This is a genomic window from Agromyces sp. P1_H4 (genome assembly GCF_056405255.1).
In genome coordinates this window covers 1-12,912 of sequence record NZ_JBFUCL010000075.1, presented here as the reverse complement: position 1 = coordinate 12,912, position 12,912 = coordinate 1, and the positions used below count along the sequence as shown (strand labels likewise).

The 12,912-nt window shown below is 71.0% G+C and carries 12 protein-coding genes; 10 read left to right on the top strand and 2 right to left on the bottom strand.

All coding sequences use genetic code 11. The features are described from left to right. Nucleotides 1-585, bottom strand: a 585-nt coding sequence (locus AC1DY2_RS06975; protein ID WP_476761760.1) for a LacI family DNA-binding transcriptional regulator, incomplete at its 3' end; no start/stop codon positions are given. A gap of 166 nt (nucleotides 586-751) precedes the next feature. Here AC1DY2_RS06975 and AC1DY2_RS06970 point away from each other — a divergent pair. From AC1DY2_RS06970 to AC1DY2_RS06930, 9 genes are all read left to right on the top strand, one after another. After that, nucleotides 752-2,242, top strand: a complete 1,491-nt coding sequence (locus AC1DY2_RS06970) for a sugar ABC transporter ATP-binding protein (protein WP_476761762.1) — start codon at nucleotides 752-754, stop codon at nucleotides 2,240-2,242. Next, a complete protein-coding gene (locus tag AC1DY2_RS06965; RefSeq protein ID WP_476761759.1) occupies nucleotides 2,239-3,264 on the top strand; it encodes an ABC transporter permease in 1,026 nt (341 codons plus the stop codon). The genes AC1DY2_RS06970 and AC1DY2_RS06965 overlap by 4 nt, the downstream gene beginning before the upstream one ends. Beyond that, a complete protein-coding gene (locus tag AC1DY2_RS06960) occupies nucleotides 3,261-4,316 on the top strand; it encodes an ABC transporter permease (RefSeq protein WP_476761758.1) in 1,056 nt (351 codons plus the stop codon). The genes AC1DY2_RS06965 and AC1DY2_RS06960 overlap by 4 nt, the downstream gene beginning before the upstream one ends. 64 nt (nucleotides 4,317-4,380) lie before the next feature. Beyond that, a complete protein-coding gene (gene rhaS, locus AC1DY2_RS06955; RefSeq protein WP_476761757.1) occupies nucleotides 4,381-5,418 on the top strand; it encodes a rhamnose ABC transporter substrate-binding protein in 1,038 nt (345 codons plus the stop codon). 171 nt (nucleotides 5,419-5,589) lie between these two features. Beyond that, nucleotides 5,590-6,087, top strand: coding sequence for an L-rhamnose mutarotase (locus AC1DY2_RS06950; protein ID WP_476761756.1), 498 nt, complete (start codon nucleotides 5,590-5,592; stop codon nucleotides 6,085-6,087). Nucleotides 6,088-6,092: 5 nt separating this feature from the next. Beyond that, nucleotides 6,093-7,250, top strand: a complete 1,158-nt coding sequence (gene rhaI, locus AC1DY2_RS06945; RefSeq protein ID WP_476761761.1) for an L-rhamnose isomerase — start codon at nucleotides 6,093-6,095, stop codon at nucleotides 7,248-7,250. 128 nt (nucleotides 7,251-7,378) lie between these two features. Beyond that, nucleotides 7,379-8,290: an alpha/beta hydrolase gene (locus AC1DY2_RS06940; protein WP_476761755.1), complete on the top strand. Its 912-nt coding sequence runs from the start codon at nucleotides 7,379-7,381 to the stop codon at nucleotides 8,288-8,290. Continuing rightward, nucleotides 8,287-10,323, top strand: a complete 2,037-nt coding sequence (locus AC1DY2_RS06935; RefSeq protein ID WP_476761754.1) for a bifunctional aldolase/short-chain dehydrogenase — start codon at nucleotides 8,287-8,289, stop codon at nucleotides 10,321-10,323. Before AC1DY2_RS06940 ends, AC1DY2_RS06935 begins: the two co-directional genes overlap by 4 nt. A gap of 109 nt (nucleotides 10,324-10,432) precedes the next feature. Further along, nucleotides 10,433-11,884, top strand: a complete 1,452-nt coding sequence (locus AC1DY2_RS06930) for a rhamnulokinase (protein ID WP_476761753.1) — start codon at nucleotides 10,433-10,435, stop codon at nucleotides 11,882-11,884. Between the two features lie 72 nt (nucleotides 11,885-11,956). Here the strand turns inward: AC1DY2_RS06930 and AC1DY2_RS06925 are convergent, their stop codons facing one another. Beyond that, on the bottom strand, nucleotides 11,957-12,379 hold the full coding sequence (locus tag AC1DY2_RS06925) for a hypothetical protein (RefSeq protein ID WP_476761752.1): 423 nt from the start codon (nucleotides 12,377-12,379) through the stop codon (nucleotides 11,957-11,959). 164 nt (nucleotides 12,380-12,543) lie between these two features. On the opposite strand from AC1DY2_RS06925, the gene AC1DY2_RS06920 reads away from it, so the two are divergent. Beyond that, nucleotides 12,544-12,912: Rossmann-fold NAD(P)-binding domain-containing protein (locus AC1DY2_RS06920; RefSeq protein ID WP_476761751.1), on the top strand; the 369-nt coding region annotated here is incomplete at its 3' end.

The following is a 12,912-nucleotide window of genomic DNA, read 5'->3' as shown; positions in this document are numbered from 1 at the left end:
GTCGTTGACCTGGCGGATGTCGAACGGGCCGCCGACGAACGCGATGCGCCGCCGCCCGGTGTCGATGAGGTGCTCGACGGCCATGCGCCCGCCCGCGACGCTGTCGACCGACACCGAGCTGAACCGGCTGCTGCCGCCGAACCGGTCGACGAGCACGGCCGGGATGCCGCGGGCGCGCAGCCGCTCGAGCCGCGGCTGGATGTCGCCGTACGGCGAGATGAGCACGCCGCGCACCTGCTGCTCCTCGAAGAGGTCGAGGTAGAGCCGTTCGCGCGCAACATCCTCGTCGGTGTTGCCGTAGAGCACGGCGATGTTGTGCTTTGACGCCTCGTCCTCGGCGCCGCGCACGACGTCGTTGAAGAACGGGTTCTGGCCGTTCAGCACGACGAAGCCCACGGTGGTGCTCACGCCGGCCCGGAGCTTGCGGGCGGCGTCGTTGCGCACGTACCCGAGCTCCTCGATGGCGCGGCTCACCCGGGCGATCGACTCGGCCGACACCTCGTCGGGGCGGTTGAGCACGTTCGAGACGGTGCCGACCGAGACGCCGGCATGCTGCGCCACATCACGGATGCTCGCGGCTGGCATTCGCGCTCCTCGTCATCGATGGTCGGCGTCAGGATGTCCCGGGCTTGACCGTTCACCGGGACGTCCCTACAGTAGTCCTGAATCGCTCCTGAATCGATTCATATCAGATTCACCTCAACGAGGAGGACCGCACGTGACCGACACGCCGCCGTCAGCCGCACCGCCCATGCTCGAGCTGTCACGGGTCGTCAAGTCGTTCGGCGCGGTCGTCGCACTGCGCTCGGGAAGCCTGCGCCTCGCGGCCGGCTCCATCCACGCGCTCGTCGGCGAGAACGGCGCCGGCAAGTCGACGCTCGTGAAGATCATCGCCGGGCTCTACCGCCGCGACGCCGGTGACTTCCGCCTGAACGGCGAGGAGGTCGACTTCACCTCCACCGCGCAGTCGAAGGCGGCGGGCATCGCCGTGATCTACCAGGAGCCCACCCTCTTCCCCGACCTCTCGGTCACCGAGAACGTGTTCATGGGCCGTCAGCCCGTGGGCCGGTTCGGACGCATCGATCGCAAGGCGATGCGCCACGAGGTCGAGGCGCTCTTCCAGCGCCTCGCCGTGCGGATCGATCCCGACCGTCCGGCGGAGGGACTCTCCATCGCCGACCAGCAGGTCATCGAGATCGCCAAGGCCGTCTCGCTCGACGCCCGCGTGCTCATCATGGACGAGCCGACCGCCGCCCTCTCGGGCGTCGAGGTCGACCGCCTCTTCGCCATCGCGCGGAGCCTCCGCGACGAGGGTCGCGCGCTCCTGTTCATCTCGCACCGCTTCGACGAGGTGTTCGACCTCTGCGACACGGTCACCGTCATGCGCGACGGCGCCTACATCAGCACCACGCCGATCGACGAGACGACGCCCGACGAGCTCGTGCGGCAGATGGTCGGCCGCGACGTCACCGAACTGTTCCCCAAGCAGGAGACGGTCATCGGCGACGCGCTGCTCGAGGTCGACGGACTGTCGAGTGCCGGCGTCTTCCACGACATCTCGTTCACCGTGCGCTCTGGCGAGATCGTGGGCCTCGCCGGCCTCGTCGGCGCCGGCCGCAGCGAGGTCGCGCGGGCCGTCTTCGGCGTCGACGGCTACGACGCGGGCACCGTGCGGCTCGCCGGGGCATCCGTGCCCAAGCGAGACCCGGCGGGCGCCATGCGACGGGGCATCGCGCTGGTGCCCGAAGACCGGCGCAAGCAGGGACTCGTGCTCGAGTCATCCGTCGCCCGCAATCTCACGCTCGCCATCCGCACCCAGCTCGCGAAGGCCGGCCTCATCACGTCGGGGGTCGAGAACCGCGCGGCGAAGGTCTGGGCGAGCCGGCTCGAGGTGAAGACCACCGCCATGAGCACCGTCGCCGCGACGCTCTCGGGCGGCAACCAGCAGAAGGTCGTGCTCGGCAAGTGGCTCGCCACCGAGCCGCAGGTGCTCATCATCGACGAGCCCACCCGCGGCATCGACGTGGGCACCAAGGCCGAGGTGCACCGCCTGCTCTCCGAGCTCGCGGGGCGCGGCATCGGCATCCTCATGATCTCGTCCGAACTGCCCGAGGTGCTCGGCATGGCCGACCGCGTGCTCGTCATGCGCGAGGGCCGCATCACGGCAGAGCTCGAGCGAGCGGATGCCACGTCCGAGAACGTCATGTTCGCCGCCACCCACGCGACCGGAGCCCACTCGTGACCGCCCCGACCATCGAGAAGTCCGACGTCACCAAGCGACTGCGGGCGGTGGGAGCCGCGCGCGAGTTCGGCATCCTCATCGCCCTGCTGCTCGTCATCCTCGCCGCCACCGTCGCGAACCCGAACTTCCTGTTCAGCTCCGACGGCTGGCGCGACCTGCTGCTCACCCCCTCGATCCTCGTGCTGCTGGCCGTGGGCCAGGCGATCGTCATCATCACCCGCAACGTCGACCTCTCGGTCGGCTCGGTGCTCGGCCTCTCGGCCTACCTCACCGGGCGGCTGTTCATCGACCTGCAGGGCATCCCGATCGTCGCGGTGTTCTTCATCGTGATCGTCTTCGGCGGCCTGCTCGGCCTCGTGAACGGGGCGCTCGTCGCCTTCGCGAAGGTGCCGTCGCTCGTCATCACCCTGGGCACGCTCTACGCCTACCGCGGCATCAACGTGCTGTGGACGGGCAGCGACCGGGTGAACGCCTCCGACCTGCCGAAGGACTTCCTCGCCCTCGGCACCGGGCAGATCCTGTTCATCCCGATCCTCACGATCATCGCCCTGGTGGTGCTCGTGATCGCCGGCTGGGTCATGAAGAACACCCGGGCCGGACGCGAGTTCTACGCGATCGGCTCCGACCCGRCTGCCGCGGAGCTGTACGGCCTGCGCGTCACCCGGCGCCTGCTCACCGCATTCGTGCTCTCGGGCGCGCTCGCCGGGCTGGGCGGCGTGCTCTACGCCGCGCGATACGGCACGATCAGCTCGCAGGCCGGCTCGGGCTGGGAGCTCGACGCGGTCGGCGCGGCCGTGATCGGCGGCGTCGCGATCTTCGGCGGCAGCGGCACCGTCTGGGGTGCGGCGCTCGGCGCGGTGCTGCTCCTCACGATCAACCGCGCCCTGCCCATCCTGGGCATCCCCGACTTCTGGCAGCGGGCCGTCGTGGGCGTGCTCATCATCGGCGCCATCGTGCTCGACCGCGTGCTCGCGATCCGGCAGAAACGCAAGCTCCTCGAGGCGAGGGAGGACGAGTCATGACCGCGACCGCCACCGGCACCACGGCCACGCGCACCTACCGCGACTACGACAAGCCCCTGTGGCAGCGCGTGCTGCTCACCCGCGAGATGGCGATCATCGCGCTGCTCGCCATCGTGGCCGTCGTCGCCTCGGTCGCCGTGCGCGGCTTCGGCCAGCCCATCACGCTGACCTACCTGCTGCTCGACGTCATGCCGATCCTGCTCATCGCCCTGCCGATGACCCTCATCATCATCACGGGCGAGATCGACCTGTCGGTGGCGAGCATCGTGGGCCTCGCGAGCGTGCTGACCGGCGTGCTCACCCGGGCGGGCGTGCCCTTCGAGATGGCGGCGATCGCCGCGATCGTCGTCGGTGCGCTCGGCGGTGCGCTCAACGGGTTCCTCGTGACCGTCGTCGGCCTGCCGTCGCTCGCCGTGACCATCGGCACGCTCGCGCTCTACCGGGGGCTCGCGATCGGCCTCCTCGGCACGACGGCCGTCACCGACTTCCCCGAATTCTGGACCGACCTGGCGCAGGCGCGCGTCGGCAACACGAACATCCCGGTCGTGCTGTTCCTGTTCCTCGTGCTGCTTGTCGTGTTCACGGTGCTGCTGCACTTCACGCCGTTCGGCCGCGGCATCTACGCGATCGGCCTCGCGAGCGAGGCGGCGCGGTTCTCCGGCGTGCGCGTCGAGCGCACGAAGCTCATCCTCTTCGTGCTCTCGGGCACCGTGTCGGCGCTCGCCGGCATCTACTACACGCTCCGCTACGGCAACGCCCGCGGCGACAACGCCACGGGCCTGGAGCTGCAGGTCATCGCGGCGGTACTCCTCGGCGGCGTGTCGATCTTCGGCGGCCGCGGCGCGATCCACGGCGTCATCGCCGGCGTGCTGCTCATCGGCGTGCTCGCGAGCGCGCTCCGGCTCGCGAACGTCACGTCCGACGTCATCAACATCATCACCGGAGTGCTGCTCGTGCTCTCGGTGGTGGCATCGAGCTTCCTGGCCTGGCTGCGCAAGCGCCGGAGGGCACCAGGGGGAACACCGCGCGTCGAGGCCTCCACAGCAGGGTGACCGGGCCGCGCGACCCGTCGATGCGATCACACATCGACCTCATCCGATGAAGGGAAGAACAACGATGTTTCAGAAGAAGCACCGCGCCGGTGCACTCACGGCGCTGGCGGTGAGTGTCGCGCTCCTCGCGACCGGCTGCGCCGTCGACTCCGGCTCCGGCAGCAGCGAGGGCAGTGGCGGGGGCGATGGGGACCTCTCCATCACCTTCGTGCCCAAGAACCTCGGCAATCCGTACTTCGACACCTCGTCGGCCGGCGCGAAGGAGGCCATCGACGAGTTCAGTGGCACCTTCGCCGAGGTCGGTCCCGCCGAGGCGACGCCCGACGCGCAGGTCAGCTACATCAACACGCTGACCCAGCAGGGCGTGGGCGCGATGGCCGTGTCGGCCAACGACCCCGAGGCGATCTGCGACGCGCTGAACGAGGCCCGCGACGCCGGCGTCAAGGTGGTCACGTTCGACTCCGACACGAACCCCGACTGCCGCGACCTGTTCATCAACCAGGCCACCGCGGACGGCATCGCCAAGGTCGAGGTCGACCTCATCGCCGACCAGATCGGCGGCTCCGGCGAGATCGCGATCCTCTCGGCATCCGCCAACGCGACGAACCAGAACGCGTGGATCGAGACCATGAAGGAGTACCTCGCGAGCGACTACCCCGACATCACGCTCGTCGACACGGTCTACGGCGACGACGACGACCAGACGTCGTTCGACAAGACCGCGGCGCTGCTGCAGACGCACCCCGACCTGAAGGGCATCATCTCGCCCACCACGGTCGGCATCGCGGCGGCCGCACGCTACCTGTCCACCTCGGAGTACAAGGGCAAGGTCGCGCTCACCGGGCTGGGCACGCCGAACCAGATGCGCGAGTACGTCGAGGACGGCACCGTCACCTCGTTCGCGCTGTGGAATCCGGCCGACCTCGGCTACCTCACCGCGTACGCGGCGAAGGCGCTCATCGAGGGCGACATCACGGGTGAGGAAGGCGACTCGTTCAAGGCCGGCAAGCTCGGGGACTTCGAGGTCGGCGCCGACGGCGTCGTGCTCCTCGGCGACCCGTTCGTGTTCGATGCCGACAACATCGGCGACTTCGACTTCTAGGAGTCGCGGATGACGGGCCCGGCCGGGCGCACTCACGCGCGGCCGGGCCTTTCATGTCTTCCGCAGCGAGGCCGTTCTGCCTACGCTGAGAAGGAAAGCGTATTCCGGGTTGCGGCCTCCGCGATCCTGCCTTAGGCTTTGAAACGATTCATCACAGGACGGAGCAGCTCGATGGTGAGCACACACGGCACGCCGCGCGGCATCGAGCGCGTGTGCTTCCAGCTGCAGGTCGATCCGGCCCGCCTCGACGAGTACGCCGAACGGCACGCGGGCGTCTGGCCCGCGATGCTCCGCGCCATCGAGGCATCCGGGCGCCGCAACTACTCGCTGTTCCTGCGCGCCGACGGCCTGCTGATCGGCTACTACGAGACCGACGACGACGCGGCCTCCCAGGCCGCGCTCGAGCAGGACCCTCGCACCGCCGCGTGGGAGGCCGAGATGGCCGGGTTCTTCGTCGCCCTCGACGGCGCGCGTCCCGACCAGGGCGCCCCGCGCCTCACCGAGGTGTTCCACCTCGAAGACCAGCTCGCCGCGCTCGACCACGGCGCGGCATCCGCCGCCCCCGAAGCCACCACCGCCGCAGCCGACGCCGGCCACGCGGCATCCGACCAGGCCCTCACGGGCGCCCCGACCACGAACGACCTCCGCACAGAAAGCAGCGACTCGTGAGCAACATTCCCAGCACCGTCCTCGACCAGCTCGAGCTGCAGTCGATCGAGCTCCCCTCGTGGGCGTTCGGCAACTCGGGCACCCGCTTCAAGGTGTTCGCCACGCCGGGCACGCCCCGCGACCCCTACGAGAAGATCGCGGATGCCGCGCAGGTGCACGCCTACACGGCGCTCGCGCCCAYCGTGGCACTGCACATCCCGTGGGACAAGGTCGACTCCTACGACGACCTGCGCAAGCACGCCGAAGACCACGGCGTCGCGCTCGGCACGATCAACTCGAACACCTTCCAGGACGACGACTACAAGTTCGGCGCCCTCACCCACGAGGACGCGGCCGTGCGGCAGAAGGCGATCGACCACCACTTCGAGTGCATCGACATCATGCACGAGACGGGCAGCCGCGACCTGAAGATCTGGCTCGCCGAGGGTTCGAACTACCCCGGCCAGGCCGACCTGCGCGGCCGCCAGGACCGCCTGCACGAGTCGCTCGCCACGATCTACGACCGGCTCGGCGACGAGGACCGCCTCGTGCTCGAGTACAAGTTCTTCGAGCCGGCGTTCTACCACACCGACGTGCCCGACTGGGGCACGAGCTACGCCCAGGTCGCGGCGCTCGGCGACAAGGCCATGGTGTGCCTCGACACGGGGCACCACGCGCCCGGTACGAACATCGAGTTCATCGTCATGCAGCTGCTGCGCCTCGGCAAGCTCGGCTCGTTCGACTTCAACTCGCGGTTCTACGCCGACGACGACCTCATCGTGGGCGCCGCCGACCCGTTCCAGCTGTTCCGCATCATCTTCGAGGTCATCCGCGGCGGCGGCTTCAACCACCCCGACGTGGCGTTCATGCTCGACCAGTGCCACAACGTCGAGGACAAGATCCCCGGCCAGATCCGCTCCGTGCTCAACGTGCAGGAGATGACGGCGCGGGCTCTGCTCGTCGACACCGACGCGCTGCGTGCCGCCCAGGTGTCGGGCGACGTGCTCGAGGCGAACCGCATCTTCATGGACGCGTTCTACACCGACGTGCGCCCCGCCCTCGCCGAGTGGCGCGAGTCGCGGGGCCTCCCCGCCGACCCGATGGCGGCGTTCGCGGCATCCGGCTACCTGCAGCGCATCGCGGCCGACCGCGTCGGCGGCGTGCAGGCGGGCTGGGGCGCCTGACCGACCGACCGAAGATACTCGCGAGTGGGCGAAGTTGGCGGCGACCTCCGCCTGGAATCGCCAGGATCGCTCACTCGCGGGACTGACCACGACATGACGGCACGCGAGACGAGCGAGGGGAGCAGCGGATGACGCAGCAGGCACCGTACGGCGCGGCCGGCGGGCTCGTGCGGGTGTACCCGGCGAGCGCCGATGCGGCGAGCGCCGACGCGAACGCGGTGACGGATGCCGCGACGCGGCGGCGCACGCCCGCGCTCGTGTGGGCGCACGGAGGCGGGTTCGTCGCGGGCGACCTCGACATGCCCGAGGCGGACTGGGTTGCGCGTGTGCTTGCCGAACGCGGCATCACCGTCGTCTCCATCGACTACCGCCTCGTCGGCGACGGCTCGGGGCGCTTCCCGGCCGGCTCCGACGACGTGCTCGCCGCGTGGCGCTGGACGCTCACCCACGCCGACGAGCTCGGGCTCGATCCCAGTCGGGTCGCGATCGGCGGCGCGAGCGCGGGCGCCAACCTCGTGACCGGCGCCGTGCTGCGGTTGCTCGGCCACGCGCCCGCCACCGAGGCAGCAGCCCTGCCCGCCGGCGTCTTCCTCGCCTATCCGACGCTGCTCGACGTGCAGCCGGCCCCGGATGCCGCGCTGCGGGCGCTGCTCGACGCGAATCCCGGCGCCGACCGCTTCGGCCCCGACGCGGTGCGCGAGATGTACGAGCAGTACCTCGGCGGACCCACCCGCGACGCCCCGCTCACCGCCGTGCCCGGCCGCGCCGCGGCATCCGACCTCGCAGCCTTCCCGCCCGTGATCATGGTCAACGGCGAGGCCGACGAGCTGCGCGTCTCGGGCGAGGTGTTCGCCGCGACACTCCGCGCGGCCGGCGCGACCATCGACGTCGTCACCGAGCCGGGCACCGAGCACGGCCACCTGAACCGACCAGACGAGCCCGCGGCATCCGCCTCGATCGAGCGCGTCGTGCGCTGGATCGCCTGGCTCGCGGCGCACCACCAGACCACCCTCCGCATCACCGAAGGAATCACCCCATGACGAACCAGGCAGCTGCCGACCTCATCGCGCGGTCGAACCGCCTCGGCGCCGACCCGAAGAACACGAACTACGCCGGCGGCAACACGTCGGCGAAGGGCACCGAGACCGACCCGGTCACCGGTGAGCCCGTCGAGCTCATGTGGGTGAAGGGCTCGGGCGGCGACCTCGGCACCCTCACCGAGCAGGGCCTCGCGGTGCTGCGGCTCGACCGGCTGCGCGCGCTCGTCGACGTGTACCCGGGCGTCGACCGCGAGGACGAGATGGTCGCCGCGTTCGACTACACGCTGCACGGCAAGGGCGGCGCGGCACCGTCGATCGACACGGCCATGCACGGCCTCGTCGACGCGGCGCACGTCGACCACCTCCACCCCGACTCGGGCATCGCGATCGCGACCGCCGCGGACGGCGATGAGCTGACGCAGAAGATCTTCGGCGACCAGGTCGTGTGGGTGCCGTGGCGCCGACCCGGCTTCCAGCTCGGACTCGACATCGCGGAGATCAAGGCGCAGCACCCGCAGGCGATCGGCTGCATCCTCGGCGGCCACGGCATCACGGCCTGGGGCGACACCTCCGAGGAGTCCGAGCGCAACTCGCTCTGGATCATCGACACGGCCGCGGCCCACATCGCCGAGCACGGGAAGGCCGAGCCGTTCGGCGCCGAGCTCGACGGCTACGGCCCGCTCGAGCCCGGCGAGCGTCGCGCGAAGGCCGCGGCGCTGGCCGCGACCATCCGCGGGCTCGCCTCGCACGACCGACCGATGGTCGGCCACTTCACGGATGTCCCAGAGGTGCTCGACTTCCTCGCCCGTGCCGAGCACCCGCGCCTCGCCGCACTCGGCACGAGCTGCCCCGACCACTTCCTGCGCACGAAGGTCAAGCCGATGGTGCTCGATCTTCCGGCCGACGCCGACGTCGAGGCATCCGTCGCCCGCCTGAAGGAGCTGCACGAGGCGTACCGCGCCGACTACCAGGCGTACTACGACGCCCACGCGACCCCCGAGTCGCCCGCGATCCGCGGCGCCGACCCGCTCATCGTGCTCATCCCCGGTGTCGGCATGTTCTCGTACGGCGCGAACAAGCAGACCGCGCGGGTGGCCGGCGAGTTCTACGTCAACGCCATCAACGTGATGCGCGGCGCCGAGGCGCTCTCGACCTACTCCCCCATCTCGGACGCCGAGAAGTTCCGCATCGAGTACTGGGCGCTCGAGGAGGCGAAGCTCCAGCGCATGCCGAAGCCCAAGCAGCACGCCACCCGCATCGCGCTCGTCACCGGCGCGGCATCCGGCATCGGCAAGGCCATCGCGACCCGGCTCGCCGCCGAGGGCGCGTGCGTCGTCATCGCCGACCTCGACCTCGAGAAGGCGCAGGCAGCCGCCGCCGAGCTGGGCAACACGGATGTCGCGATCGGCGTGCAGGCGAACGTGACGGATGCCGCGGCCGTGCAACGCGCGATCGACGACGCCGTACTCGCCTTCGGCGGCCTCGACCTCGTGGTGAACAACGCGGGCCTGTCGCTGTCGAAGCCGCTGCTCGAGACGACCGAGGCGGACTGGGACCTGCAGCACGACGTCATGGCGAAGGGCTCGTTCCTCGTGTCGAAGGCGGCGGCGCGCGTGCTCATCGACCAGGGGCTCGGCGGCGACATCATCTACATCTCCTCGAAGAACTCGGTGTTCGCCGGGCCGAACAACATCGCCTACTCGGCGACGAAGGCCGACCAGGCCCACCAGGTGCGGCTCCTCGCCGTCGAGCTCGGCGAGTACGGCATCAAGGTGAACGGCATCAACCCCGACGGCGTCGTGCGCGGCTCGGGGATCTTCGCGAGCGGCTGGGGCGCGAACCGGGCCAAGACGTACGGCATCGAGGAGGAGGACCTCGGCAAGTTCTACGCCCAGCGCACGATCCTCAAGCGCGAGGTGCTGCCCGAGCACGTCGCGAACGCGGTGATCGTGCTCACCGGGCCGGAGCTCTCGCACACGACCGGCCTGCACATCCCGGTCGACGCGGGTGTCGCCGCGGCCTTCCTGCGATGAGTCCCACCATCGCGGCGCGGCGGCCACTCAGCAGTCGCCCACGGAACGGCGCCGCTGAAGCGTGGGTTTCTGCGGTGTCGACGGGGCTTCGGCACGCGGAGCGCGGGCGATGAGCACATCGGGCGGACGCGCGGGCACCGTCGCCGCGGTCGACCTCGGGGCGACGAGCGGGCGGGTCATCCTCGGCCGCGTCGACGGTCGCGCCGGCACGCTCGAGCTCGACCACGTCGCCCGGTTCCCGAACGGCCCGGTGCGCCTCGCGTCGGGCCTGCACTGGGACTTCACGGGCCTCTACCGCGACCTCACCGCCGGACTCGCCGAGGCGTTCCGGCGCGACCCGGCGGTGGCGTCGGTCGGCGTCGACTCGTGGGCGGTCGACTACGGGCTGCTGCGGGGCGACCGCCTGCTCGGCGAGCCGTTCCACTACCGCGACGAGCGCAACGACCGCGGCGTCGAGGCCGTGCACCGCGTCGTGCCGTTCGAGGAGCTGTACCGACGCAACGGCCTGCAGTTCCTGCCGTTCAACACGGTGTACCAGCTCGCGGTGGAACGAGACGCGGCGGGCGGATGGCTCGGCCTCGCCGACTCGCTCCTGCTGGTGCCCGACCTCATCGGGTTCCAGCTCACCGGCGCGCGGCTGTCGGAGCGCACCAACGCGTCGACCACGGGGCTGCTCGGCGTCGAGACCGGCGAGTGGGACGACGAGCTCATCGAGCGGCTCGGGCTCCCGGCATCCGTCTTCGCCCCGCTCGTCAGCCCCGGCGAGTCCTTCGGCGCGCTGCGACCGGCTGTCGCGACCGAGCTCGGCGCGCCCGCCGGCCTCGAGGTCGTGGCGGTCGGCTCGCACGACACCGCCTCGGCCGTCGTCGCGGTGCCGATGCGCGCCGAGTCCGCCGCGTACATCTCGTGCGGCACGTGGGGGCTCGTGGGCGTCGAGCTCGAGCATCCGGTGACGACGGATGCCGCGCGCGCGGCGAACTTCACGAACGAGGGCGGCGTCGACGGACGGGTCCGGTTCCTGCACAACGTCATGGGCCTGTGGCTGCTGAGCGAGTCGGTGCGCTGGTGGGAGCGGGACGGGGAGCGCATCGACCTGCCCGGGCTGCTCGCGGCCGCGGCATCCGTCACCGCGCCCGTCGCCGTGTTCGACGCCGACGACCCCCGGTTCCTCGCGCCCGGAGACCTGCCCGGCCGCATCGCCGAGTGGTGCGCCGAGCAGGGCGTCGCGGCACCGCGGACGCGGGCCGAGTTCGCCCGGTCGATCATCGAGAGCCTGGCCGACGCGTTCGCCGGGGCGGTGCGCACCGCGTCGATCCTGTCGGGCGTCGACGTCGAGACGATCCACGTGGTGGGCGGCGGTGCGCTCAACGAGCTCCTGTGCCAGCGCACCGCCGACCGAGCCGGCCTCCCCGTGCTCGCCGGCCCCGTCGAGGCGACGGCCATCGGCAACGTGCTCGTGCAGGCGCGGGCTCAGGGCTACGCGAGCGGCGACCTGGAGGCGCTGCGCGCCATCGTGGCCACGGCGTTCCCGCCGAAGCGGTACGAGCCCGTCGCCCGCTGAGGCCTGCGACGGAGCGGAGTGGAGTCGGAGGCGGCAGTGAAGCCGGATCCCACGGTGAGTTCGGARGCGGGCTCAGTGCGCGTGCGCGAGCTGCTGGAGGCCGATGACGGCCAGCCCCAAGCCCACGAGCATCGCCAGCGCGAGGAGTTGCTTCCACCATTCCAGGCGGGTGCGACGCACCGCGAGGAAGCCGATCAGCGCGAGGGTGACGATGTAGACGATGCTCGCGGCGCGAAGCGCGCCCGCCAGCTCGAAGACGCCGAGCCAGGCCAGAGCCAACAGGATCAGCGGCACGCCGGCCGAGGCGAGCGCCTCGCCGGCGACCCGCGCCATCCGCCCGAGCTCGGCCCGGCTCGGGAAGGCCGCGTGCACCGCGAGATGCGACACGATGTCGGCGACGAAGCCGGCCACGGTGATGCCGACGATGCCCACGAGCAGCGCGAGCGTCGCCTGCCGGGCCGTGAGGTGCTCGACGTTCCCTGCCTGCACGAGCACGATCGCGAGGCCCGTGAAGGTGGCGTAGACGCGCTCCTTCAGCGCTTCGGCGCGTTCCTCGACGGGCCGGCCGGCGAATCAGTCGCGTGGTCCCCGCCGCGATCGCCCATCATGCTCCATGCGCCGGAGGCTACCAGCCGCCCGGGCTCTGGAAGGATCGAGCCATGACCGAATCGCCCCGGCTCCTCGTGACCGTGCCCGGCGCGACCCTGCGTCGCGCGCTCGAGCGGACCCCCGGCGGGGTGCCCGACGGCGTCGAGGTGCTCGAGTGGGACCTCGAGGGGCCCCCGCCCGTGGCATCCGGCCGTCGCATCGACCTCGTGGTGCCGCCGTACATGGGCGCGGCCGCCCGGCTCGGAGCGCTCGCCGGCGTCGACGTGGGCCTCGTGCAATCGCAGTCGATCGGCTACGACGACATCGCCGACGCGCTGCCGCCGGGCCACGTCTTCGCGAACGCGGCGACCGTGCACGAGACGTCCACGGCCGAGCTCACCCTGGCGCTGGTGCTCGCGGCGCAGCGCGGGATCCCCGCC